The following is a 25,205-nucleotide window of genomic DNA, read 5'->3' as shown; positions in this document are numbered from 1 at the left end:
TCGTTTAATCCGAGGTAAAACACCTGTGGATGGGTACCTTGCTCCGGCTTCAATACTTTGATGTCAGCGGCATGCTCCAATAGCATTTTGCGCAATGTGCTGTTGCCATCACGCAAGTCACCAATAACCCGCGCCCCACCGACACAGGACTCCACGCAGGCTGGCAATAACCCGGCATCCAGACGGTGAACACAGAATGTGCATTTATCCGCCGTTTGAGTGCTGTGATTGATAAACCGGGCTTCATAAGGGCAAGCCTGCACACAATAAGCGCAACCTACGCAGCGGGTATTATCAATCACCACAATGCCGTCTTGCCGCTGATAAGTGGCTTGTACCGGGCAGACCGGCACACAAGGCGGGTTATCGCAGTGATTGCACAAGCGAGGGAGCAATACGTTAGTGACACTTTCTGCGCCCGATAGCGCAATCTGATACTGATTAACGGTGGTGCGGAACTGGCCTTGCGGCAGTTGGTTTTCAATGGCGCAACTGACGGTGCAGGCCTGGCAACCAATGCAACGGCGTAAATCAATCAACATGGCATAGCGCCGTTTGATATCACCGTGCTTGCGTACCGGTTCCATCTGCCAGCCCGCCTCAGCTAATGGCACCAGTGCGGCTCCGGCGGTTAACACCCCCAGGCGCTGTAGAAATGCTCTTTTCCCTTGATCCATTTTTTCTCACCCTCATCTTGATACAGGGAGTGTAGAAATTGACGCGCAGAAGCCCTATTGTGGTTTCCCACATTCCCTTTAGGGACTTGATCCAGGACAATTAAACACTGCGACGGGGATCATAAAAAGGAACATGCATGTATTTCAGAGTGCTGGCGATAATGCTGTTTGGTTATATTTCTGCCGCCCACGCCCGTGATTGGACGATTGGTGTGCTGGCATTACGCGGCGATGCTCAGGCACAAGCACATTGGCAACCGTTGGTCGATAATTTGAATCAGCAACTACCGGAGCAGCATTTTCAGTTATTACCGCTGGACTTACATGCGATGAAAAACGCCGTGGCGCAGAATCGAATTGATTTTCTGCTCACCAATCCGGCGCAATATGTGCAGATTGATAGCCACTTTCCCCTGCGGTGGTTAGTGTCTTTGCGCTCAAGTCATGAGCCAGATGGCACCAGCCGCAATGTGATTGGCAGTGTTATTTTGGTGCGGGCTGACAGTGATATCCGCGCACCACTTGGGCTAATAGGCAAACGTGTCGGCGCAGTATCACCCGAGGCTTTTGGCGGTTACTTGTTGGGATACAAAGCATTACGCGATGCAGGGCTACAACCTGAACAGGATTTCAAGTTACATTTTTCCGGTTTCCCGGTAGATGCGCTGATTTATCTGCTGCGTGACCGCGCTATTTCTGCGGCTATCGTCCCCACTTGCTTGCTGGAAGATATGCAAGCTGAAGGGTTGGTGCAGGCCCGCGATTTTCGACCATTATTGGCAAAACAAGCCACGATCCCCTGCCTAACCAGCACTGAGTTGTACCCTAACTGGTCATTTGCCGCGCTGTCACATGTTCCGGATGGATTAGTCGATAATGTCACGCGAATCTTGCTCAATCCCGCTGACAGCAAGGCACCGCAATGGGGGGCACCGTCCTCGACCAGTCAGGTAGAAACCCTGTTGCGCTCAGTCAATCAACACCCACAACAGCCCTACTTTTGGCAACAAATTCTCGATTGGGCGCAGCAGCACCGGCTGTTGATTGCCGCCATTGCGTTGGTCATACTGCTACTTGGCGCTAATCATATTTGGGTGGCGTTTCTGGTGCGCCGCCGCAGTCGCCAGCTTGAACAACTACACCAGCAACTCAGAATCAAGGAAGGCGCGTTGGAACAGGCCCAGCGCCTGAGTATTCTGGGCGAAATGGCATCGGGCTTTGCTCACGAACTGAACCAACCGCTTTCTGCCATTCAACATTATGCCGACGGCTGCGCCATTCGCCTGCAACGAGAGCAAACTGATCATCCTTTATTGCCCATTCTCGGGCAGATAAGCCAGCAGGCTCAACGCGGGGCCGATACCATTGCTAACTTGCGCTTGTGGGCGGGGAAATCCCCCACATTTGACAGGGCGACCGTCAGCCAGCCGCTGCCAGAACTGCTGTTACATCTGTGGCAATTATTGGGCGCGGAGCAACATCAACCGCCTTGCCAGCTACATACCGATATTGACCGACAGATTGCGCTACATTTACCGCCGACGTTGCTGGATCAGGTGTTGTGCAACCTGATAACTAATAGCTTGCAAGCGGGCGCGCGTCAGTTATGGTTTAGTGCCCATCAGCAAGCAGGCGCGGTGATACTGACATTACAAGATGACGCGGGAGGATTGACCCCAGACCAACTCAGCCAACCTTTCACCCCTTTCCGCTCCAGCAAAAGTGAAGGCCTTGGCCTCGGTTTGGTGATTTGCCAGCGGCTAATAAACAGCCAGGGCGGAACTCTGACATTACACAATCAGGTTGCCACCAATGGCCATATAGGGCTGCATGTCATCGTGATGTTGCCACTTAACCCAAGCAAGGAGCTTAGTTTTGTCACTGATTCACTTGGTTGATGACGATATTGCCGTCACTGATGCCTGCCGTTTTTTACTGGAAAGCCTCGGCTACAAAGTGAAAGTGTGGCATGAGGGCAACCGTTTTCTGGCACAGGCTGATTTACATCAGCCCGGTGTATTATTACTTGATATCCGCATGCCATTACTGGATGGCACTGAGGTTTATGCCCAGATGCGCCAGTTAAACAGCACGCTGGCGGTGATATTTCTCACCGCACACGGCGAAGTGCCACAAGCGGTAGCGCAAATGAAGTTAGGCGCGGTTGACTTCCTGCAAAAACCGGTCGCAACGGCACCGTTAATCGCGGCATTACAACAAGGTTTTGTACAATCAGAACAGCTTGTAAGCCGCCGAGAGGTACAACTGCGTTATGCCTCACTGACCCCACGGGAGCAAATGATTGCGCAATGGGTGATGCAAGGTTTGATTAATCGCGATATCGCCGATATTGCCTGTGTCTCCGTTAGAACCGTCGAAGTCCATCGCGCCAAAGTGATGGAAAAAATGGCCGTCAATAGTCTGGCCGAATTAGTCAGCCTATTAAATCCGATAAAATAGCCGAATCGACATTGGTCACATAACAATCAAACACGTGTTTTATCTGATGAAAACTTCGCCAAAAAGGCATAAAAATGATTTTTTGGTGCGGTCTTTTTTCCTGTAAGCCCCTAAAAATGCCACAATAGTCTACCTTAAAACGACAGATAAACAGGTTGGTACAGGGCCTATTGAGGTTCTTTTATGAACTCTGGCGCACCATCAATAGCAAATAGTTAACTGTCCGAACGAATGACAAGGACGATGAAAACAGATATGCAAGTTCCTTCTTTTAATCGCTCACTACTGCACCCACGTTATTGGCTGACCTGGCTCGGTCTCGGTATTCTCTACCTGCTGGTGCTACTTCCCTACCCAGTGATTTATGCTATGGGCACCTCCCTTGGCCGCTTTTCCATGCGATTTCTTAAACGACGCAAGCGCATTACGCAGCGTAATCTGGAGCTGTGTTTCCCGGATATGCCCAAAAGTGAACGAGACGAACTGCTGCTAAAGAATTTTGAATCCGTCGGTATGGGGTTATTTGAAACTGGGATGGCGTGGTTTTGGCCTAATTGGCGCATTGAACGTTGGTGCAGTGTTAGCGGGCTGGAACATATCCAAAAAGCGCGCGATGAAGGTAAAGGGGTGTTGTTAATAGGTTTACATTTCCTAACACTGGAACTGGGTGCGCGTATTTTTGGTATCTACAATCCAGGGATTGGTGTCTATCGGCCACATGATAATAAAGCGATGGATTGGATGCAGACTTGGGGCCGCATGCGCTCCAACAAAGCCATGCTGGATCGCAAAGATCTCAAAGGGATGATCCGCAGCCTTAAACACGGTGAGATTATCTGGTATGCGCCAGACCATGATTACGGCCCCCGCAGCAGTGTGTTTGTGCCGCTGTTTGCCGTTGATCAAGCCGCCACCACCACCGGGACTTACCTATTGGTGCGCATGGGTAAACCGGCCATTATTCCTTTCACCCCGCGCCGACTACCTGACGGGAAAGGCTATCAGCTGCTTTTACAGCCAGCGGTGGATAACTTCCCACTGGATAATGAAGTCGAAGCGGCAGCATTTATGAATAAAGTGGTCGAAAAAGAGATTGAGCGGGCGACGGATCAATACATGTGGCTCCACCGGCGTTTTAAAACACGCCCTGACGGGGCACCTTCACTGTATGACTAGCTGAGTTAAACGGAATGAGCTTAGAGCAAAATAATATAACCAATGATAATGAGAATTAGTTTACATCAGTTTTTTTGATACAATCAGTCAGTATTATCCAATAGAAATATAGTACTAGACTGACGATACTGAATTAATTTCTCTGAGTTATTTTCTGGTTATCTCTTTTCTTGATAAGGATATATATGCTGGCAACTCTCAATCTCTGGTTCACACGGCTTACGGATCACCCGAACGGCGGCAAACTGTTATTGCGCCTAACGTTCGGTGTTTTAATGTTATTTCATGGTGTGGCAAAAATTCAGCACGGCACTAGTTGGATAGCTGCGTCTTTACAGGAACAGGGCATTCCCGGTTTTGTCGCTTATGGTGTTTACATTGGCGAGATTGTGACCCCTATTCTGATTATTCTTGGCCTGTTTACCCGCCCTGCCGCATTTATTTATGCAGTTAACCTGCTGGTTGCAGTATTAATGGTTGGTACCGGTAAGTTTTTCACCCTGACCCAAGTGGGTGCCTGGGGTTTGGAAAACGAAGCAATGTATTTCCTCGGCGGCGTTGCTATCATGCTGCTGGGTAGCGGTCGTTATTCCGTCACCAAAAATGAAGCTTATCGCTGATAACCAACATCACTCTGCTGATGTGATAAAAAAGCCGCTGCGCCGCTGGTGCTGTGGCTTTTTATTCCATTATTACCAAATAGAATAAGCATATCCCCACATTTCAAACCCACTTTCCATTTTAATAAAAACTAACATTCATCTCATTGATGTGAATGCTCTATAAGCGCATATTTACCAAGCTAACTGTTTTATTCTTGTGCTTTGTTGCCCCTTTCAAACGCCCCTATCGACGAATAAAGAGACGCAAAGCGATCAGCTTGTTGAGAAGCAATCCCTTGCTTAATCGGTAATTTATGACCTCGGTGCCCCAACCTGTTAATTGGAAAAGAAACTTATTTGTCACCTGGTTAGGCTGTTTTTTAACCGGCGCGGCATTTAGTTTGATCATGCCATTCTTGCCACTGTATGTGGAGGAACTAGGGGTGAGCGGGCACCAGTCGTTGAATATGTGGTCGGGTCTGGTGTTCAGTATTACCTTCCTGTTTTCAGCCATTGCCGCCCCTTTCTGGGGAAGCCTTGCCGACCGAAAAGGCAGGAAAATCATGCTACTGCGATCAGCGCTTGGCATGGGGATTGTCATGGTGCTGATGGGGATGGCGCAGAACATTTGGCAGTTTTTAGCTCTACGCGCCTTGTTGGGGTTGTTGGGCGGATTCATTCCTAATGCCAATGCGCTGATTGCCACGCAGGTACCACGCAATAAAAGTGGCTGGGCACTGGGTACACTCTCAACCGGCGGAGTCAGCGGCGCATTAATCGGGCCACTGATTGGTGGGTTGCTGGCAGATAATTATGGATTACGGCCAGTGTTCTTTATTACCGCCGGGGTGTTATTCGCATGCTTTGTCATGACCTGGTTTTATGTCAGGGAGCAGTTTGCTCCGGTGTTGAAAAAAGACATGCTTAATGGGCGACAGGTCTTTAACTCGCTGAAAAACCCTAAGTTAATCCTGAGTTTGTTTGTCACCACCATGATCATTCAGATTGCGACCGGTTCGATTGCGCCCATCTTGACACTGTATGTGCGCGAACTGGCCGGAGACATTCATAATCTGGCCTTTGTCAGTGGCATGATTGCCTCTGTACCCGGTGTCGCTGCACTGATAAGTGCACCTCGACTAGGCAAGTTGGGGGATAAAATTGGGCCAGAGCGCATTTTGGTCGCCATGCTGGCATTATCTGTGCTGATTCTTATCCCGATGGCCTTTGTTCAAACCCCGCTACAACTGGGTATTTTGCGCTTTTTATTAGGTGCAACAGATGGGGCATTGTTACCTGCAGTGCAAACCTTGCTGATTTATAACTGCACCAATCAGGTTGCAGGGCGAATTTTCAGTTATAACCAATCATTCCGCGATGTGGGGAATGTCAGCGGCCCGTTACTCGGCGCGGCGGTGTCTGCCAGCTATGGTTTCCGTGCGGTATTTTGCGTCACGGCCGTGGTGGTGCTGTTTAATGCCCTTTACTCTTACTGGTGTTTGCAACGTCAACCCTTGAAAGCGCAGCGGCGCGAAGTCCAACAGCGGCAAGATAGCTAACCCTCACCGCGTTGTAACCACATACTCTTCTTGATAAAACCGCCCTTTCCTGTGCATTTTTTCAGCATAAAACCCCGAATAACGCGCATAATAACAGCGAAAAAAACCATCAGATTCAGTTTAGGCTGATTGATAATTGCGATGCATGTCGACTTTTCATCTGAAAATACGATATAACCCCCGGTGGAAATTAAAAAATGACGTTATTATTGCGTTAAATTCTACTGTAACGCGTGTTAACTCAAGCCACTGACTACAGTGCAAAGAGATGACACTCGATGACGGGTTTATTCGCTCATTTTTAGGCGATTCTATGGGAAGACTTTATGCAAACCTCTACTAACACCCCTGGCGGTCGTACGTTCTTTGGGCACCCTTATCCGCTCAGTGGACTATTTCTTTCCGAGATGTGGGAGCGTTTCTCGTTCTACGGCATCCGTCCTCTCTTAATTCTTTTTATGGCTGCCACCGTTTTTGATGGTGGTATGGGCCTGCCGCGCGAACAAGCTTCCGCTATCGTCGGGATTTTTGCCGGGAGTATGTATCTGGCAGCGTTACCCGGTGGTTGGTTGGCGGATAACTGGCTGGGTCAACAGCGCGCAGTCTGGTACGGCTCGATTCTGATTGCGCTGGGGCATCTGTCAATTGCCTTATCAGCCTTCTTCGGCAATGACCTGTTCTTCATCGGATTGGCCTTTATTGTGCTCGGCACTGGCCTGTTCAAAACCTGTATTTCGGTGATGGTCGGCACCCTCTATAAGCCGGGTGATGCCCGACGTGACGGGGGGTTCTCACTGTTTTATATGGGTATCAATATGGGGTCGTTTATTGCGCCGCTGCTCTCTGGCTGGTTGCTGCGAACCCATGGCTGGCATTGGGGCTTTGGTATCGGCGGGATTGGGATGCTGGTGGCATTACTTATCTTCCGTGGCTTTGCCATACCGGCCATGAAGCGCTATGACGCAGAAGTGGGTCTGGATTCTAGTTGGAATAAACCGACCAACCAGCGTCAGGGGGTGGGCAAATGGGTTACCGCCATTATGGCTGTGGTGGTAGTCATTATTGCGCTTATTTCACAGGGCGTTATCCCCATTAATCCGGTGATGATTGCCAGCTTGCTGGTGTATGTTATTGCCGCCTCCGTGACACTTTATTTCGTCTATCTGTTCGCTTTTGCCAAAATGAGCCGTAAAGATCGCGCCCGTTTATTGGTGTGTTTCATCCTGTTAGTCTCTGCGGCCTTCTTCTGGTCGGCTTTTGAACAGAAACCCACCTCATTTAACCTGTTTGCGAATGATTATACCGACCGTATGGTGATGGGTTTTGAAATTCCGACCGTCTGGTTCCAGTCAATTAATGCGTTGTTTATCATTCTGTTGGCTCCGGTATTCAGTTGGGCGTGGCCCGCACTGGCGAAGAAAAAGATTCAACCCAGCAGTATCACTAAATTCGTGATTGGTATTTTATGCGCTGCGGCTGGTTTCGCCGTGATGATGTACGCCGCACAACATGTCCTCAGCAGTGGCGGCGCGGGTGTTTCACCTTTGTGGTTGGTGATGAGTATTCTGCTACTGACATTAGGTGAATTGTGCCTTAGCCCTATCGGGCTGGCGACCATGACCTTACTGGCTCCGGACAGAATGCGCGGTCAAGTGATGGGGCTGTGGTTCTGTGCCAGTTCTCTGGGCAATCTGGCCGCGGGCTTGATTGGCGGCCATGTTAAAGCAGACCAGCTTGATATGCTGCCAACTCTGTTTGCCCGTTGCTCAATTGCGCTGGTAATCTGTGCAGCAGTATTGATATTGCTTATCGTGCCGATTCGCCGACTGATGAACAATACTCAGGGCCAGCAAGCAGCCTGATAGCCAAGACTGAATCTGTCGCATTTCTGAACCCGCCCCAGTGGCGGGTTGAGGTTAATGGCAAAGTGCTCGTAGCGGTGAGAACAGGCAGATCGTAAAGACGCCGTAAATACATCCTTGTAGGCTCGAGCCGCGCCATCCCTGGCGCGGACGCTTTACTCTTCTGCCTGTCCTCACCTTACAAGATCGAGTCGTTGGGTTTTTTCTGCAAACAGACCCGCTCCTGTAGTGGTTTTTTTCATTCAGGGTACAAACTGAACCTTACACAACCCATTCACGTTGCTGTAGCACCACTCGATAACCATCGAGATCTTCAAAGGTTTTGCCGCTCACATCCCAATACGGATTATAAGACGCCACCTGACAAAAACCCGCAGTACACATTTGTTGACACTGACTGTGCCATTGCTTCTCGTCTGGCAGATAAAAGACTAATAGGTTATCCGCCGTCGGTGCCCGCCCTACCTGTACACCACGATGATGAGTGAACTCCAGATGGTACGCGTGATGCGGGTGTCCCAAAATGACACCGTCAAATCCCTGATGATCGGCAAAACTGCCTAGTTCAGTAAAACCCAGACCTCGGCAATACATCTCACTGATTAATTTAAGGTTATCAGTGGGCCTGGCAACGCGCATCACTGAGGTTGAGGGCAAAACGGATGAGTCAAACGATTTGGCGGGTTGAAATGGCATACAGAAGTCACCTACTGTTATTCATAGGGGCCGTGATGAGCATCAATCGGCAGCATAAAGGTATCAACAATCATTGATAATGGGACATCAATCACCGTGACATATTTCCATGGCCCTGCGCGCATATCCCATTGCACACCGGGGTAATATTGATGCCCATGCCCCTGCCCCGGTACAATGCGGCTGATAATGCTGCCGCAACCGGATAACAACATAATACCGGCCCCGACGATGATAATACGAGTCAGTTTAGACATGGGATTCAATCGGCTCTTCATCTATACAGAAACGTTATATTCACATAAAAAAACGGGCAATTTATATGCCCGTTTTTCTATTATTACCTACCCGCTATTTCGCCGCGGGGAAGGCCTTCATATTATGCGCCAGTTGACGATAATAACCGTTCCAAATTCGGTACTGTTCCGGCTGCTGCCAAACTTGCTGGTGCAAACGTGAAATCATAACCGGGTCGCTAAGCAGTTCTAAACGCTGTAATTTGGCCAATTTCTCCGGCCCGGCTTCCAGCGCCTGTTTCACCCGCTCATGACGATACTGTTCGATAATGGTGCGCGTGTGATGACGAGCCGTTGCCATGGCGCTGACCAGCGCGTTATACGATGGATTCATTACCGCATGGAAGAAACCATGACTCAGCGCACGTTGATGGTTGAGTTTTAGATACTCCTCCGTGGCAACCAGCTCCCGTGGTGGGTTATATTCCTCAGGTATCAGGAATAATTTCGCCCGTTTGCTGGCCAATCCCAAGGTACGGCGGCTGGACAGAACCGAGACCACCGGGGATAGGATAAGCGAGAAGACGATGGGCGATAACCACCACAAGAAACGCAAATCCAACCAAGCCACACCACTGGCCCAAACCACACCCAGCATCAACTGTGGCCCGTGGCGCACCATAGCTTCACTCCATGGCGTGGCATCATCATCGCGCTGCGGTGAATTCCACTGCACCGACCAGCCGAGGAAGGCACTCACCACAAATACCGTGTGGAAAAGCATGCGAACCGGGGCCAGTAATACGGAGAACAGCATTTCCGCCAGCATTGACAGCAATAGACGGATCGCGCCACCGTACTCTTTCGAACCTTTAGCCCAGATAAGAATGATACTGAGTAACTTCGGCAAAAACAGCAATACCAAGGTGGTGGAGAATAACCCAATGGCCAACTCCGGCCGCCACTGAGGCCATACTGGGAACAGCTGGCGCGGTTGCAGGAAGTACTGCGGCTCCATCAGGGTATGCACCGCTTGCAGCGCAGTACATAACACCAGGAACATAAACCACAACGGTGCGGATAAATAAGACATGACGCCGGTCAGGAACACCGCCCGATGCACCGGATGCATGCCCTTAACCAGGAACAACCTAAAGTTCATCAGGTTGCCGTGACACCAGCGGCGATCGCGTTTTAACTCATCAAGCAGGTTAGGTGGCAATTCTTCATAACTGCCCGGCAGATCATAGGCAATCCACACCCCCCATCCGGCACGGCGCATTAATGCCGCTTCGACAAAATCATGAGAGAGAATGGCACCGGCGAATGAGCCTTCACCTGGCAACGGGGCCAGTGCGCAGTGCTCAATAAATGGTTTCACCCTGATAATGGCGTTATGGCCCCAATAATGGGACTCGCCCAGTTGCCAGTAATGTAACCCAGCGGTGAATAACGGGCCATAAACACGGGTAGCAAATTGCTGGATTCGGGCATACAGCGTATCCATGCCTGATGCTTTCGGTGCAGACTGAATGATCCCGGCATTCGGATTGGCTTCCATCAGCCGCACCAGCCCAGTCAAACATCCGCCACTCATCACGCTGTCAGCATCCAGAATGACCATATAGCTATACTGGCTGCCCCAACGGCGGCAAAAATCATCAATATTGCCACTTTTGCGTTTCACCCGACGGCGACGGCGGCGATAGAAAATACGGCCATGCCCATCAACATCACGACACAATTCCAGCCAGGCTTTTTGCTCCGCCACACAGATATCAGGGTCATAACTGTCACTCAGCACATAAATATCAAAGTGCTCAAGCTGCCCCGTGGCCGCCACTGACTCATAAGTGGCCCGCAAACCCGCAAACACTCGCTCCACGTCCTCATTACAAATGGGCATAATCAGCGCCGTCCGATGTGCCGGATTTAACGCTTCATCCCCTTTGATAGTGGAAGAAATGCTGTATTTATCTTTACCCATCAGTAATTGCAGGAACCCCATCAGCGCGGTCCAGAAGCCAGCGGAGACCCAACAAAACAGCACAGCGAACAAAATGAGAATGCCGGTTTGCAGTAAGTAAGGCAGCAACTGCATGACCGAAACCTGCCAGTTTTGCTGCCAGATAGCGAAAGGATCGATCAATGCCCAGCCCTGATAAGGCAGAATGGTCTTCATATAACTGGTCGCAATGGTGGTCTGCAACACAATCAGTATCAGCAATATATAGCGGCGCAGAGAACCGACACTACGCCATTTCTTTTCGGCAAGCGCCTGTTCATGTGTTTGCGCACGTGAAACAGGGCTACGGCCCAATAATGAATCCCAAAAACGCCCGACTGGATTGGTACGCCAGGCTTGTGGTGCCATGCTGGTGCGCTTGATCGGCGGCGTGGCATGAATAACCGTGCGCCCTTCTTCATCTTGTGCCAATAGTTTGCCATCATCTGGCCATGCCGCTTGCAAACAGGCATTGACCGAAGCCAATGCACTGTCTTGCTCGCTAAAACCCACAGATTCAGCGGTGCTGGCGGCCAATTGTTGATGCACACGAGGTATGGCATCAGGAGTGCTTGTCAGTAGCACATCCTCAGGTAAAGCATCACGTAACGCCCCTTGCTGCTGCGCAGTCAGGGGCAAGTCCGCAATATAATCCTGTACAGGAGATTGATTTGACTTATTCATTGGCAGGTAGCTGATAGCTCCAGGTTTCAGTCAGGGTTTTCTCGCCGTTAACCAGCGCAGCGCGCATTTCTATTGGTTTCTTGGCATCCTTAACTTTTAGCCGCAGTGTCAAACGCCAGCCTTTGGTCACTGGATTGTAGCGAACACTGTTTTCGATCAATTCGCCATTGTCATCAATACTGACCTGCGAAGCCAATGGCGCATTTTCATCGAGTGATTTCAGCGCTGGGCCAACAAAATCAACCAGGAAAGCGACACTACCATCTGGCTCCCGGATCAAATTCGACTGTTTCACATCACCGGTTGAACGCAGGGTTTGTTTTACATAGCCCACATCGGGTGAATGCAATTTGTCTTCATCTCGAGTGAAATGCAGGCGGTAATTCAGATCAAGCGAAGTTTTGGCATCCGGCAAGACATCTGGAGTCCAAAAAGCCACGATGTTGTCATTGGTTTCATCCGCGGTCGGGATTTCCACCAGCTCCACTTTACCTTTACCCCAATCGCCACGAGGTTCAACCCAGGCACTTGGACGTAAATCGTAGCGGTCGTCTAAATCCTCATATTGAGAGAATTCACGGCCACGTTGCAGTAAGCCAAATCCTTTCGGATTCTCAACCGTATAAGTGCTAACTGACAAGTGTTTTGGATTGTTCAACGGTCGCCAAATCCATTCACCATTACCTGCATGAATAGAAAGACCATTGGAATCATGCAACGCAGGGCGGTAATTCAACACCGCAGACGGCTGACTTGGGCCAAACAGGAACATGCTGGTTAATGGTGCAATCCCGAGCGTCTCGACTTTATCGCGCAAGAAAACTTTGGCCTGCACATCAATAGTGGTGTCACGTCCCGGATAGATTATAAATTTATAAGCGCCAGTGGCACGCGGGGAATCCAGCAATGCATAGATAACTAAATGTTTATCATTAGGCTTTGGCCGTTCAATCCAGAACTCGCGAAAACGTGGGAACTCCTCGCCGGAGGCCAGTGCCGTATCAATCGCTAACCCGCGCGCAGAAAGGCCATAAACCTGACCTTTACCAATCACACGGAAATAACTCGCACCCAGCATACTGACGATTTCGTCTTTTTTATCCGCGTTATTAATCGGATAAAGCACTTTAAAACCGGCAAAACCCAAATTCTTCACTGACTCAGGATCATGCTTGACCGAGCCAAAATTAAAATAGTCAGGGCTATAATTGATAGGCTTCACACTGGTGGCCGTCACTTCATTGATTTGCACCGGCGTGTCGAAGTACATGCCTTGATGATAAAACTCTAACTTAAATGGCGTATCCAGTTTGTTCCAATACGATTTGTCATGGTTAAACTGAATTTGCTGGTAGTCGGCAAATTTCATTTCTCGAAATTGCGATGGAAGATTACTTTTCGGCACGTCGAAGCTTTTACCCGCCAGAGCTTGTGCCTGCTTAGCCACATCATCTAACGAGAAAGCCGTAGCCTGAGAAGTGAATAATGACAGCAAGAGAGCCACCCCCAGCCATCTGACGCTGATCGCGCATGACCCTTTTGACATTCTATTGACGTTCGACAAAATATTAACTCCCACATCTCCCCCTAAATCACAACAGCCAAATTATTGACGGTTTATCCAGCAGATCAAGCCGATAAATCCAGGTTATTATTATGCCCGGAGTTACACTGCCCGCCTATTGTTTAACCAGTGGCTAAGCCACAAGACTAGCAAGCTAGACTAAAATACGCTATGGAAAATTATTAACCCTTATAGTAGTGTTTCTTGTCGTACTGATCCATTGATAACGTATATAATGACCAATGAATATTTACTATAAAAAAAGATTCTGGGCAAAATCAGATACGTTATTCTAATTCCGATAACAAACAGCGAATAAGTATGAAAAAAAATACTAACCAGCGGGAGTACTTTTTAGACGCCATCCGCGCCTATTTGATGTTACTCGGCATTCCTTTTCATCTTTCTCTTATATACTCCAGCAATCATTGGGCGGTGAATAGTAGCCATCCTTCATTGATATTTACCCTATTGAATGATTTCATCCATGCCTTTCGTATGCAGGTGTTCTTTGTTATTTCCGGCTATTTTTCGTTCATGTTATATCAGCGTTATGAGCGCCAACGCTGGCTTCAGGTCCGTTTGGAGCGGGTGGTCATTCCGCTCATTACCGCTATCCCGCTCATTACTTTGCCGCAGTTCTTCTTACTTAAGTATTACACTAATAAATTACAAAATTGGAATTCATTTACAATTTATCAAAAAATAAATATTGCTATTTGGGAAGTTGTTTCTCACTTATGGTTTTTGTTAACACTCGCATTACTGACAGGACTCTGTTTTTATCTGTTTCAGAAAATGAAGAATAAACAATACTCCGTCCCTATATTGATAAAGGGAATGAATAACATAGGAAAAGTCTTACTATCATTGTTTGTATTCATATTCATTTATTCAGTAATACGGAGAATAATATTCCTCCTTAACCCTGAAATACTCTTTAATAGTGTCTTCAATTTCTTTGTTATGGAGACCGTGTTTTATCTACCTTTCTTTCTTCTGGGTGCTTATAGTTTTATCTATCCCCCACTCAAACAGGTTTTTCTTACTTTCTCACCCGGTGCATTAATCGCTTCTGTCCTGTTGTTTGGTGTTTATTATTTAAACCAACATATTAATACTGCTGAGTTTTTTGCCTTTGAATTGAGTCTCATCATCAAAGCATTAATCGGCGTGACCATGACTAACGTGGTCTATTCCCTTGGGCACCGGTTACTCAACTACCCCTCGGTGCGAATCACCTATCTGGTGAATGCCTCACTTTTCATCTATCTGGTACATCATCCATTGACCTTGATTTATGGTGCTTTCGTGACACCAAAAATTGACAACAACGGGCTGGGCTTCATGTTAGGAATGGCCTTTGTTTGCTTGATTTCATTTATGTTGTATGAGGTTCATCGTCGCGTTCCTTTGCTGAAATTCTTGTTTTCGGGTAAGCCGCAGCAGCAAACGGCGCAATCAAAGTATTATGCAAAGTAATAATGTTATGGCTAATCGATTGATTCATCGACATACCGTTTTGGTCATAAAACCGCTACACTGTGAGACCATCATGTAGATGCGGGATGGCAAAAAGAGGAATTGTTGATGAATAAGCAAGAATCAATTGAGAATAATCCCACATCTGATACTGCGCCAGTCACCGAGTTCAGCACCTTGTTTGCCTTGGTTAGCCGCCTAAGCGGTGCACTGGATAGTGCGATCACCGGCAAAGATCGCAGTGTATTAGTCAATGAACTTTCACAACTGTCTGTTGATAATATTCCTGAACAGGAAAAAGCAGTGACTCTTGAAGCGCTGAAAAGAGCTTTAGCGGCACTAAAACGCGACTAGTTTCATCCTCCAACGCTCACCCTTGATTCCCCGCCGGGCAATGAAAGGTGAGCGATCTGGCTATACCTCTCTATCCTCTCCTATATACAACAGCTATAGCGTTGAGGTTAATGACAAAGTGTCTGTAGTGGTGAAAACAGGCAGATCGTAAAGACGCCGTAAACCCTTCCCTGGGGGCTCGAGCCGCGCCGTCCCTGGCGCGGACGCTTTACTCTTCTACCTGCCTTCACCATGCAAGATCGAGTCCTTAGGGTTTGTCAGCAGTCTGATAGCTTTATTTAACACATTGAATTAGGTCATATCTTCCCATCGACGCCTCTAAATCTGTGTATAATATTTTTGCCCCGTCTTTTATTTTAAATCAGGAGATCTCCCACATTGGACGCCATCACTATTAACAGCCTTTTTTTGATTGGCGCAGTGCTGGTGGGAGCCAGTATTTTACTGAGCTCGCTCTCTTCCCGGTTGGGTATCCCCATTTTGGTCATCTTTTTGGCCATTGGTATGTTGGCGGGGACCGACGGCATCGGTGGAATTGCCTTTGATAACTATCCTGTCGCCTATCTGGTCAGTAACCTGGCGTTGGCCGTCATCTTATTAGACGGCGGTATGCGCACCCGAGCATCCTCCTTTCGTGTCGCATTGTGGCCGGCCCTGTCTCTGGCAACCGTAGGGGTACTGATTACTGCGGGCCTGACCGGTATGGCAGCCGCTTGGCTATTTGATTTAGATATCATTCAAGGTTTATTGATTGGCGCGATTATAGGTTCAACCGATGCGGCGGCAGTATTCTCACTGTTAGGCGGTAAAGGCCTCAACGAGCGAGTCAGTGCCACTCTGGAGATAGAATCAGGCAGTAACGACCCTATGGCCGTATTCTTGACGATTACCCTGATCTCCATGATTGCCGCCGGTGAATCCAGCCTGAGTTGGATGTTTTTGGTGCATCTGATTCAGCAATTTGGTTTGGGCATTATCATCGGATTGGGTGGCGGTGGCTTGCTGTTGTCACTCATCAATCGGATAGAATTACCCAGTGGTTTATACCCACTATTGGCCGTCAGCGGCGGGATTTTGGTGTTTTCGCTCGCCACCGCCATGAATGGCAGCGGGATTTTGGCGGTCTATCTTTGTGGCCTGATGCTGGGCAACCGCCCCATTCGCAACCGCTCAGGGATTTTGCAAACTTTTGATGGGCTGGCGTGGCTCAGTCAAATTGGCATGTTCCTGGTATTAGGGCTGCTGCTTAACCCAAGTGAGTTGTTACCGATTGCCATTCCGGCATTAATTCTCTCTTTGTGGATGATTTTGTTCGCCCGACCGCTGTCAGTATTTATCGGACTGCTGCCCTTCCCCAGTTTTAATTTGCGCGAACGCATCTTTATTTCATGGGTGGGCCTACGCGGTGCCGTCCCGGTTATTCTGGCGGTATTCCCGATGATGGCCGGGATCCCCAATGCGAATTTATTCTTCAACGTCGCTTTTTTTGTCGTGCTGGTCTCATTGCTATTACAAGGCACCAGCTTGTCATTTGCGGCGCGCAAAACAAAATTGGTGGTACCACCCGCTCTGGCTCCGGTTGCACGGATTGGTTTAGATATTGATAAAAATAACCAATGGGAACAGTTTATTTACCAGCTCAGCTCCGATAAATGGTGCATCGGCGCAGCGTTGCGTGATTTAAAAATGCCGCAAGAAACACGGATTGCGGCACTGTTTCGTGGCAAAGACTTATTACATCCTAATGGTAATACCCGCCTGAAAGAAGGCGATATCTTGTGTGTTATTGGTCAAGAACATGACTTACCTGCACTTGGAAAACTGTTTAGTCAGTCACCTAGCATCCAGTTGGATGAGCGCTTCTTTGGCGATTTTATTCTTGATGCAGATGCAAAACTTCACGATATTTCTCAGATTTATGGTCTCAATCTAGAACCGGGTGTCGATAAACAACAAACCCTCGGCCAGTTCGTGCTCTATCTCTTTGGTGGTGAACCGGTTATTGGTGACCAGATTGAGTGGGATGGCTTGACGTGGACCATTGCCGAAATGGAATCTGAGCGCGTGAGCCGGGTCGGGGTTAAAATAGTGACCGATAAGGCCTGATAATTACAGTATTCATTATTACCATATGAGTGTGCTAACCAACATTTATTAGCCCGGTTAGCACACCACTATTATTGCCGCGACACTATCTCATACCGCCGCAACATCTAGCTTTTTCCCGGTTTAATTCGGTTAACCAACACAATTCCCACACAAACCAATATCAACGCAACAGCGTTTTTCCATTCCATAATACTTTCATTCAGGAAAATTGCGGACAACACCGCGCCAGAAACTGGGATAAGGAAATTGAAGGGGGCCACCATGCCGACCCGATTATATTTAAGCAATAAGCTCCAAAGTGCAAAAGCGGCGGACGATAACAGCACCAGGTAGGCCAGCAGTAATAAAGCCTGCCAGCCAATATCACTCAAATGTCCGCCAAACAGATAACCGCCCAGCGTTAAAACTAACCCACCAATGGCTAGCTGATAGCCCGTCATTACCGTGGTATCCATCGTTTGTGAAATACGTTTACCATAAATACTGGCGGCAGAGAGGATGAAAGCGGCCAACACAACACAACCCTCGCCCATCAGAGAAAAATTAAAATCCATCAAATCTGAGCCAAAATTCACCACCATGACACCGGCAAAACCCAAAGCACATCCAATGATTTTATTGAAGGTCAGGCGGTCATTTTTATAAATATAATGCGCCAACAAGACACTGAAAAATGTGCCCGTCGCGTTCATGATAGAGCCTTTAACCCCAGTGGTATATGCCAGGCCAATATAGAAAAAAACGTACTGCAAGGTTGTCTGTGTCAGCCCTAAAATAGCAATCTGCTTATATTGGTTTTTCTTGAGGCGACCAATAGCCTTACCGCTGGCGACAGCAAAAAGCAGTAAGACCAACCCGGCCAATAAAAAGCGATACCCCGCGAATACCATCTTGCTCGGAATATCATCAGCTGCAATATGAAACAGCGCATAGCCATTCTTTATTGCGGGATAGGCGCTGCCCCATAGCAGACAACAAAACGTTGCGACGAGGAAAACAAATTTTTTATTCGTAAAAAGCGGAGGACTCCGGTCCACGTCAGCATCCTTTTCAGAAAAAAATGAAACATCGTTTCGTTATAACCATTTATTGTATAAAAATCCTGTCTAATGTCACTTTTCTCCTAAAAAGATCCTGATAATCCTATTACCCCGCATCCATAGCTCATCCTGAGCCAAAAAACGTTAAGTGCTGCCCTCTGTTTGTAGAATAAATGTACAGTGGCGAGAAAGTGAATGTACTATTACTCCACTCGTTAAGCCCGTTCAATGTTTGCACTCATAGACAGAGATCGTGTACGATGTTGTTTTAATTGAATAACTTTTGTTTTTATTATGTTAAAACTCTTTAACGTAAATTTTAATAATATGCCTGAAAGGAAGTTAGACGAGATCTTCTCACTGAGAAAAATAACATTTAAAGATCGACTGGACTGGAAAGTAACCTGTATTGATGGCAAAGAAAGCGACCAATATGATGATGAGAACACTAATTATATATTAGGAACAATAGACGACACGATTGTTTGCAGTGTTCGCTTTATTGATATGAAATATCCAACCATGATTACAGGGCCGTTCGCACCTTATTTTTCTGATGTGAAATTACCTATTGATGGATTTATTGAATCCAGCCGATTCTTTGTTGAAAAAGCATTAGCAAGAGATATGGTGGGCAATAACAGTTCCCTGAGTACTATACTGTTTCTTGCGATGGTGAATTACGCTAGGGATCGTGAGCATAAAGGGATACTCACGGTAGTCAGTCGAGGAGTGCTTATACTACTGAAACGCTCGGGTTGGAATATTACGGTATTAAACCAAGGTGAATTAGAGAAAAATTAAATTATCTATCTTTTACATCTCGGCGTCGATATTGATAGCCAGCAGCAATTGATAAATAATACACTGAAAATGCATCAAATTGAACCAACCACTCTCTAAACTTGGCCAATGGTCGTGCCTGGTATTGTTAAATAGGTTTAATTAACTTCAATTCTATGCCAAGCCTGATTGCGTGCTTGGCATTTAAAACACCCAGTTTTCCCACAACATTACCAATATGATATTTAACTGTGCTTATTTTTATTCCCAATATAATTGAGATTTCAGCATAGGTCTTACCGACACTGGCCAGTATAGAATTTCATTTTCCCGCGGTGAGAAGATGTCTTGTTCTATTGGCGGGTTTCGATCTCCATTCTTATCGAGGCAACTCTGGTAAAGGCCTAACATTTTTTCATGTGTGAGGATAAGTAGCATTTGAATCTTTTCTTTGTTTATTTCAATGCTTTCACCAAAAGAGATACTATGGTCGCTTTCATTGTAAATATTTAACGTTGCCATATTGTCACTATTATCATGGAGTACTAAAGTATAACCATTAACAATATTATATTCTCGAGCCAACTTAAACACTGCGGAATCCGTTGATTTTTTATTAATCACGGAATCATCGTCCCAGGCAAAAGGGGCGACTTTATCTTTTGCCGTCAAAATAACCGGATCAATAAGATAATAACTGTTCTTTTTATATTTCCTCACCCAATCTAATGGATAATTAGAGATGATAGTAGGAGGCAGAGGAATATTCTTATTCATGACTAAATAAAAATAACGAAGATCACCATAAGCCTTTATCCTGCGTTGAATATAGTTCTTTATATCTTCATTAATACTTTCGTTATCAAAATAGTCAATGATCATAATAGGCCAATTTCACTCTATGTATAATGTAACAATACAATTTTATGATATTGTTTTCAATAGGAAATGTAGGATAAAATATCCTTGCAGATACTTCTTATAAAGAATTAACTCACCTTTGGGTTCAAACCTAGACCAAAGTATAGTTTTGAAAGCTATACCTAAGGCTAGCTATTAATATACCTCTATGTTAATTAAACTGTTTTTGCTTTACAGAATTAGATTTTAATATACTAGAACTAGTATCTTAGCGCACTGACGTTAAGAAAGTTCGTCTGAAAAGAAGTTATTTTCGCCAACACCAGGGCACTTCAGATTCACCAAGAACAAGTTTTACCCTGCCATCTGGATGCTTTTACATTCAGATGGCCATCAAACTCGACGTCATACATTTCCCCTCAATGTTTACCCTTTCTGAGATAACTCACCCCTGGTTATTTTATCAGCACATATTGCTGCTTATTTGACCTAACTTCGTCTGGATTGATTCACATCGCTCTTCTCAAGGTATCCATCCCGAAAAAAAACCTAAAAAACATTCTTCAAACACATATAAACATTAAAAATATTAATGTAATGTGGGTAAAGTTGACTTAAGTCATGTCAGTAACCTAAATCAATCGTATGATAAATAAACGGTTATAATGTTTCCCTGGTGTTGGCCGAATTGGCATCCCTTACCAAATGAGATTGGTAAGGGTTTTTTTTGCCTATTATTTGGGCCGCAACAACATTCATCTAAGATGACTGCGGCATCGCCCGAGCGAAAGTGATCGCGCGGATAATCACCGCACGGTCAATCTCGGGATTATCGCTCTCAAGTAACTGTTGCCAAATTGCGATAGCTTGGGCGTAGCGCGCATGAGTATAATTATCATTGGCTTGCAACATCAACGCTGTATATTGCAAGGGATCTTTTGCCAGCGCTTGCCGTAACCAATAGACCACATCATCCGTCATTTTCTGCCCTGACTGATAATAAAATAACGTCGCTCGGGCAGCATCAAGTGGCGCACTGCCTCCCTGCAAACGCTCTGTTTGCTGCAATGCCACCAGTGCATCCTCAAATTCATTCCGATACAAATAGTGTTGCGCCAAACTAAACCAAAGCTCGCCGTTATCCGGTGATTGACGGATGCGCTGCTGTAACAGAAATAATGCCGGATCACTGCTTTGTTTATCCACGACAGTGTTCAGGCGTGCCGCTTCTTGTTGTCGTAAAGCCTCTTGTTGCACCGAGGGATAGTGGCCCAATTGTTGATATCCCAAGAGGATAAGTGTCGGAACCAACACGCTCAATCCCAACGGCCAGCGCCAACTCAAGCGGCCATATTGCCTCAGCCAAGGCCACCATATTCCCATCAAAATGATGAGTAATACTATCGCCAACCCCATCGCCAGTATCATCAGTGCCCCCCTCTCGAACCTGAGGCCGATAGGTTGCGAATTCGTAGCACTAATCCGCCGAGCAAACAGACCAACAGCACTCCCGGCCCAAACCACAGTATCAGTGTGGCACTGCGCAGCGGGGGGCGATAAAGCACAAAATCACCATAGCGCTGTGTCATCAGGGCCATAATTTCCTGAGAACTGTGCCCCGCCTCAACTAAACGGTAAACTTCTAAGCGCAAATCCTGCGCAATGGAGGATGTCGACTCCAGTAAGTTCTGATTCTGGCATTGAGGGCAACGTAACTCTTTTGCCAATGTCAGTGCCTGTTGTTGATTTTGCGATGAACTAAAATGGTAAGTATCCACCAAATGGGCTAACACCCACGGCGAAAATAACAGTGATAACATCAGCAATATCGCTTTCATGGAGCGCCCCCCTTAGCCCATTGCGCCAGTAATGGCGCAAACTGCTGCTGCCATATCTCCGGTGTCATCTCACCCGCATAGCGCTGACGAATAATTCCATCGGCATCAATAAGCCAGGTTTCTGGTGTGCCATACACTCCCATGGCTAACGCTAAAACCCCTTGTGGATCATAAAGATTCTTTTGATATGGGTTGCTGTAACGGTGGAGTGTGTTTAATGCGGCCTGACGATCGTCGCGGTAATTTAACCCGTAGAACTGCACTTCATGTAAGCGGTTGGCAATCTGACCTAATACTGCCAATTCGTGTTTGCAACTGGCACACCAACTGGCCCACACATTGATGACAGTCACTTTACCCAGCAGTTGGCTCCGCGTTATTTTTTTTTCGGGTTGCTGTAATTCAGATAATGAAAACCCCGGGAAGGGCTGGTTTTTCTCTGCCAACTCAACATGATGTGGGTCGCGACTTAGGCCACTGTAAAGCACGAGTCCCACAAAAAAGGCCAGCATCGGGACACACAACCAAGGCCACCGCTGTTTCATTTGTCCTCCGCAATATCACGGGTAACTCTGCCCCTGCGCCACAGGGTCAACACGCCGCCGAACACCATTATCAACGCGCCGCCCCAAATCCAACTGACCATCGGCTTATGATACAAACGCACGCTGTATTCCCCAGAACCCAAACTATCGCCTAGCACTGCATAAAAATCAGCAAAAAGGCCACTGGCTATCACGGGTTCAATCATCAACATTTCACGCGCTGTATAGTGCCGCCGCTCAGGTAGCAGCATGGTGATGGGTTGCCCATGCTGACTCACCGCAATATGTGCCCGTTCACTGGTGTAATTAGGGCCAACCAGTAGATCCGTTTGCTGATAAGTCAATTGGTAGCCCGCCAATGTCACCTGCCGGCCCGGTGACATACGGCTGCCCAGCTCCACCGAATGATATGAAGCGAACAGCATGCCCAATAAGCTAATGGCAACACCGCCATGAGTTAGCCATGACCGCCAACGTATCTTGAGAGCAAACAGCGGTGCAAATAATGCCCAAAGCGCCAATATGATGCCCGGCATCATGCCTGGCTGCCACGACGATTGAAGCAAGCCCGCACTCAATAGCGCGCCCAAGATAGCCAGCAAGGCGGGCACCGCCAGACGCCAGCGCGGGGTTTTAGGGCTTCGCTGCCAATCAGCAAAAGAGGCCGCCCCCATCAGCGATAATAGTAGTAACACAAAAGGCGTCAGCGTTTGGTTGAAGTAAGGTGCGCCAACAGAGAGCGAACCTAACCCCAAAGCACTGAAAACCAAAGGATATAACGTACCAATCAATACCGTGACTGCCGCAACACCTAATAATACCAGCGCGGCTAACAGCAAGGTTTCCAGTGAGAAAAGGCCGAAGTCAGCCGGGCGAATATTGCCTCGCACCCGCAGTGCAAATAACATCAATGAAATCAATGTTACAATGCCAAATAGCGCCAGCAGGGCCTCGCCTCGAGCGGTATCAACAGCAAAGGCATGGACTGAGGTCAATACACCGGAGCGGACAATAAACGTTCCCAGCAAGCAGAGCTGGAAAGTCACCAATGACAGCAAGATGCCCCATTGATGATACAAACCACGCCGCTCGCTAATAGCCAATACATGCAACAATGCGGTGCCCGTGAGCCAAGGGAGTAATGACGCATTTTCTACTGGGTCCCAGAACCACCAGCCTCCCCACCCCAATTCACTGTAGGCCCACCATGCCCCGAGTAAAATCCCGATGCTCAGTAAACTCCAGGCCGCCAATGCCCATGAACGGCTATAACGCGCTATATTCTGAGTACTTTTACTTTCAAGTAAGGCCGCAACCGCGAAAGCAAAACTGACGGCAAAACCGCTGTAACCCAGATACAGCAGTGGAGGATGAAATATTAACGCCAGATCCTGCAACATCGGGTTCAAATCACGCCCTTCCGCGAGTGTGGGGAATAAGCGCGCAAAGGGATTGGAGAAAAAGAGGATGAATACACTAAAAATAACCAATAGCCAGCCCATCACCCCCAGTGAGCGGGCAAAAAAGCGCAGCGGGAAATGGCGACGTAACAGGGCTAGCGCACTACTCCACAAGCTAAGTGCAAACAGCAGAAACAACATCGAGCCTTCGTGCCCGCCCCAAATGGCCGCAATCTTATAAAATAACGGAAGCCGGCTGTTTCCGTGCTGAGCCACATACAACACGGAGAAATCATCGGTGACAAAGCACCAGCCCAGTGTCAACATTGCCAGCGTGATAAATAAGGTGACGCCATAGCTGAGCAGCGGCAGCCAAAAGAGCAAAGGCACCCGCCGCCCATGCAAAGCAATAAAGGGCAAACAGCCGAGCAATAGCGCTAATGACGCCGCCGCCAGCAGTGAAAGCAGCCCCAATTCACTGGTCATGCCCTTTTATCCATCACTCAATTCTTCCATCGCCCTATTTCTCCCCTCATGCTACCGTCATTTGACCGGCATAAAGAATGAAAAAACGTAAAACGAACACGCCGAATAAGCTTAAACCGGAGACAGTAAACAGGAATGAAACCCGGTGCCGCACGTTAGGATTGCAATAGCGGTTTAGGACCAATGGCAGCACCATGCCGCAACCAATCACCCAGAACCAGAATATCAAAGCCCAGAAACCGCCACCCAATGCAACCGTCACCGCCACCTCTTTCTGTCCACCGCCGAACCATAACCCGGCAAAAAAGGCCAACAACAAAAAAAGCTCCAGCCACACCACCGGTTTTTCCAACCGATGAACAAAAGCCAATGCCGGGCTATGGAGCGGTTCTTTAAAGCAAGCAACTGAACACAGCACCATGGCGGCAATGCCGGAAGAAACGCCCGAGAATAGGAATAGCACCGGCAGTACCGGATTATTCAGCAACGGGTAGGTTTTCAAGGCAGATAACAGAAAACCGGTATAAGCCCCTAACGCGACCGCCAGGAACATCATCAGCGGCTCAAGTTTAGGTTCAATCGGGGCCAGTTTATTCAGCAACGTACTTACCCGGCTCAGCTTAGGATAAGGCTGTAATAATGCCGTTATCCAATGACGAAATAGCACCGCCAGCCAAACTAATAACACCACCATATAGATCTGAAATAACATCACTCCCAGCGACATAACCGAACTGGTGCTGTAGAAAAACATCAGTTTCCAGAAAGTCCACGGTCGGGTCAGAT

General features: G+C 47.6%; 20 protein-coding genes and 3 pseudogenes. 10 read left to right on the top strand and 13 right to left on the bottom strand.

The features are described 5' to 3' along the window. Positions 1-677: tetrathionate reductase subunit TtrB (gene ttrB, locus ACNSO8_RS16395; RefSeq protein WP_418395249.1), on the bottom strand; the 677-nt coding region annotated here is incomplete at its 3' end. Positions 678-814: 137 nt separating this feature from the next. Here ttrB and ttrS point away from each other — a divergent pair. From ttrS to ACNSO8_RS16365, 6 genes are all read left to right on the top strand, one after another. Continuing rightward, the gene (gene ttrS, locus ACNSO8_RS16390) at positions 815-2,575 is read left to right on the top strand and encodes a tetrathionate respiration histidine kinase TtrS (RefSeq protein ID WP_418395248.1); all 1,761 of its coding nucleotides are present in this window, start codon (positions 815-817) and stop codon (positions 2,573-2,575) included. Continuing rightward, positions 2,553-3,137: a tetrathionate respiration response regulator TtrR gene (ttrR, locus tag ACNSO8_RS16385; protein WP_418395247.1), complete on the top strand. Its 585-nt coding sequence runs from the start codon at positions 2,553-2,555 to the stop codon at positions 3,135-3,137. The genes ttrS and ttrR overlap by 23 nt, the downstream gene beginning before the upstream one ends. 255 nt (positions 3,138-3,392) lie before the next feature. Further along, positions 3,393-4,313, top strand: a complete 921-nt coding sequence (locus ACNSO8_RS16380; protein ID WP_418395251.1) for a Kdo(2)-lipid IV(A) acyltransferase — start codon at positions 3,393-3,395, stop codon at positions 4,311-4,313. Between the two features lie 185 nt (positions 4,314-4,498). Continuing rightward, positions 4,499-4,933 (top strand): DoxX family protein, encoded by a 435-nt coding sequence (locus tag ACNSO8_RS16375; RefSeq protein WP_050078775.1) that lies wholly within the window; start codon positions 4,499-4,501, stop codon positions 4,931-4,933. A gap of 296 nt (positions 4,934-5,229) precedes the next feature. Continuing rightward, entirely contained in the window at positions 5,230-6,474 is a 1,245-nt protein-coding gene (gene mdtG / locus ACNSO8_RS16370; protein ID WP_418395246.1) for a multidrug efflux MFS transporter MdtG, read from the top strand. Between the two features lie 326 nt (positions 6,475-6,800). Then, complete coding sequence (locus tag ACNSO8_RS16365) at positions 6,801-8,336, top strand: peptide MFS transporter (protein WP_418395245.1); 1,536 nt, start codon at positions 6,801-6,803, stop codon at positions 8,334-8,336. 44 nt (positions 8,337-8,380) lie between these two features. Here ACNSO8_RS16365 and ACNSO8_RS16360 read toward each other — a convergent pair. From ACNSO8_RS16360 to ACNSO8_RS16340, 5 genes and pseudogenes are all read right to left on the bottom strand, one after another. Continuing rightward, a pseudogene (locus ACNSO8_RS16360) lies at positions 8,381-8,452 on the bottom strand (gluconate 5-dehydrogenase); the annotation flags it as partial. A 145-nt stretch (positions 8,453-8,597) separates the two neighbouring features. Continuing rightward, entirely contained in the window at positions 8,598-9,032 is a 435-nt protein-coding gene (locus ACNSO8_RS16355; protein WP_418395244.1) for a VOC family protein, read from the bottom strand. A 17-nt stretch (positions 9,033-9,049) separates the two neighbouring features. Then, positions 9,050-9,289 carry a YceK/YidQ family lipoprotein gene (locus ACNSO8_RS16350; protein WP_418395243.1) on the bottom strand — a complete coding sequence of 80 codons (240 nt, stop codon included), beginning with the start codon at positions 9,287-9,289 and terminating at the stop codon, positions 9,050-9,052. A gap of 94 nt (positions 9,290-9,383) precedes the next feature. Then, positions 9,384-11,957 carry a glucans biosynthesis glucosyltransferase MdoH gene (mdoH, locus tag ACNSO8_RS16345; RefSeq protein WP_418395242.1) on the bottom strand — a complete coding sequence of 858 codons (2,574 nt, stop codon included), beginning with the start codon at positions 11,955-11,957 and terminating at the stop codon, positions 9,384-9,386. Then, on the bottom strand, positions 11,950-13,503 hold the full coding sequence (locus tag ACNSO8_RS16340) for a glucan biosynthesis protein G (RefSeq protein ID WP_418395250.1): 1,554 nt from the start codon (positions 13,501-13,503) through the stop codon (positions 11,950-11,952). The genes mdoH and ACNSO8_RS16340 overlap by 8 nt, the downstream gene beginning before the upstream one ends. Before the next feature lie 339 nt (positions 13,504-13,842). Here ACNSO8_RS16340 and mdoC point away from each other — a divergent pair, with 339 nt between their 5' ends. From mdoC to ACNSO8_RS16325, 3 genes are all read left to right on the top strand, one after another. Beyond that, a complete protein-coding gene (mdoC, locus tag ACNSO8_RS16335) occupies positions 13,843-15,003 on the top strand; it encodes a glucans biosynthesis protein MdoC (RefSeq protein ID WP_418395241.1) in 1,161 nt (386 codons plus the stop codon). A 108-nt stretch (positions 15,004-15,111) separates the two neighbouring features. Next, the gene (locus ACNSO8_RS16330) at positions 15,112-15,357 is read left to right on the top strand and encodes a hypothetical protein (protein WP_418395240.1); all 246 of its coding nucleotides are present in this window, start codon (positions 15,112-15,114) and stop codon (positions 15,355-15,357) included. Between the two features lie 378 nt (positions 15,358-15,735). Further along, positions 15,736-17,463, top strand: coding sequence for a potassium/proton antiporter (locus ACNSO8_RS16325; RefSeq protein WP_418395239.1), 1,728 nt, complete (start codon positions 15,736-15,738; stop codon positions 17,461-17,463). A 107-nt stretch (positions 17,464-17,570) separates the two neighbouring features. Here ACNSO8_RS16325 and ACNSO8_RS16320 read toward each other — a convergent pair whose 3' ends face one another. Further along, entirely contained in the window at positions 17,571-18,503 is a 933-nt protein-coding gene (locus ACNSO8_RS16320) for a DMT family transporter (RefSeq protein ID WP_418395238.1), read from the bottom strand. 297 nt (positions 18,504-18,800) lie between these two features. On the opposite strand from ACNSO8_RS16320, the pseudogene ACNSO8_RS16315 reads away from it, so the two are divergent. Then, positions 18,801-19,409: pseudogene (locus ACNSO8_RS16315) on the top strand (acyl-homoserine-lactone synthase). Between the two features lie 28 nt (positions 19,410-19,437). Here the strand turns inward: ACNSO8_RS16315 and ACNSO8_RS16310 are convergent. The 6 genes and pseudogenes from ACNSO8_RS16310 to nrfD form a co-directional block, all read right to left on the bottom strand. After that, a pseudogene (locus ACNSO8_RS16310) lies at positions 19,438-20,171 on the bottom strand (helix-turn-helix transcriptional regulator). A 738-nt stretch (positions 20,172-20,909) separates the two neighbouring features. Beyond that, entirely contained in the window at positions 20,910-21,578 is a 669-nt protein-coding gene (locus ACNSO8_RS16305; protein ID WP_418395237.1) for a cytochrome C heme lyase, read from the bottom strand. Then, the gene (gene nrfF, locus ACNSO8_RS16300) at positions 21,578-21,988 is read right to left on the bottom strand and encodes a heme lyase NrfEFG subunit NrfF (RefSeq protein WP_418395236.1); all 411 of its coding nucleotides are present in this window, start codon (positions 21,986-21,988) and stop codon (positions 21,578-21,580) included. The genes ACNSO8_RS16305 and nrfF overlap by 1 nt, the downstream gene beginning before the upstream one ends. After that, complete coding sequence (locus ACNSO8_RS16295; protein ID WP_418395235.1) at positions 21,985-22,533, bottom strand: DsbE family thiol:disulfide interchange protein; 549 nt, start codon at positions 22,531-22,533, stop codon at positions 21,985-21,987. Before ACNSO8_RS16295 ends, nrfF begins: the two co-directional genes overlap by 4 nt. Further along, entirely contained in the window at positions 22,530-24,419 is a 1,890-nt protein-coding gene (locus ACNSO8_RS16290) for a heme lyase CcmF/NrfE family subunit (RefSeq protein WP_418395234.1), read from the bottom strand. Before ACNSO8_RS16290 ends, ACNSO8_RS16295 begins: the two co-directional genes overlap by 4 nt. Before the next feature lie 46 nt (positions 24,420-24,465). Continuing rightward, positions 24,466-25,205: NrfD/PsrC family molybdoenzyme membrane anchor subunit (gene nrfD, locus ACNSO8_RS16285; protein ID WP_418395233.1), on the bottom strand; the 740-nt coding region annotated here is incomplete at its 5' end.

This window comes from Yersinia sp. LJYL362 (genome assembly GCF_048323875.1).
The sequence above is the reverse complement of the archived record's forward strand: the minus strand, read 5'-3'. Positions and strand labels throughout refer to the sequence as shown.

Bases quoted from the DNA above. Each gene is read 5' to 3' on its own strand.
- ttrS (WP_418395248.1), top strand. From the start codon at position 815: ATGTATTTCAGAGTGCTGGCGATAATGCTGTTTGGTTATATTTCTGCC.
- ACNSO8_RS16380 (WP_418395251.1), top strand. From the start codon at position 3,393: ATGCAAGTTCCTTCTTTTAATCGCTCACTACTGCACCCACGTTATTGG.
- ACNSO8_RS16375 (WP_050078775.1), top strand. From the start codon at position 4,499: ATGCTGGCAACTCTCAATCTCTGGTTCACACGGCTTACGGATCACCCG.
- mdtG (WP_418395246.1), top strand. From the start codon at position 5,230: ATGACCTCGGTGCCCCAACCTGTTAATTGGAAAAGAAACTTATTTGTC.
- ACNSO8_RS16365 (WP_418395245.1), top strand. From the start codon at position 6,801: ATGCAAACCTCTACTAACACCCCTGGCGGTCGTACGTTCTTTGGGCAC.
- ACNSO8_RS16355 (WP_418395244.1), bottom strand. From the start codon at position 9,032: ATGCCATTTCAACCCGCCAAATCGTTTGACTCATCCGTTTTGCCCTCA.
- ACNSO8_RS16350 (WP_418395243.1), bottom strand. From the start codon at position 9,289: ATGTCTAAACTGACTCGTATTATCATCGTCGGGGCCGGTATTATGTTG.
- mdoH (WP_418395242.1), bottom strand. From the start codon at position 11,957: ATGAATAAGTCAAATCAATCTCCTGTACAGGATTATATTGCGGACTTG.
- ACNSO8_RS16340 (WP_418395250.1), bottom strand. From the start codon at position 13,503: ATGTCAAAAGGGTCATGCGCGATCAGCGTCAGATGGCTGGGGGTGGCT.
- mdoC (WP_418395241.1), top strand. From the start codon at position 13,843: ATGAAAAAAAATACTAACCAGCGGGAGTACTTTTTAGACGCCATCCGC.
- ACNSO8_RS16330 (WP_418395240.1), top strand. From the start codon at position 15,112: ATGAATAAGCAAGAATCAATTGAGAATAATCCCACATCTGATACTGCG.
- ACNSO8_RS16305 (WP_418395237.1), bottom strand. From the start codon at position 21,578: ATGATACTGGCGATGGGGTTGGCGATAGTATTACTCATCATTTTGATG.
- nrfF (WP_418395236.1), bottom strand. From the start codon at position 21,988: ATGAAAGCGATATTGCTGATGTTATCACTGTTATTTTCGCCGTGGGTG.
- ACNSO8_RS16295 (WP_418395235.1), bottom strand. From the start codon at position 22,533: ATGAAACAGCGGTGGCCTTGGTTGTGTGTCCCGATGCTGGCCTTTTTT.
- ACNSO8_RS16290 (WP_418395234.1), bottom strand. From the start codon at position 24,419: ATGACCAGTGAATTGGGGCTGCTTTCACTGCTGGCGGCGGCGTCATTA.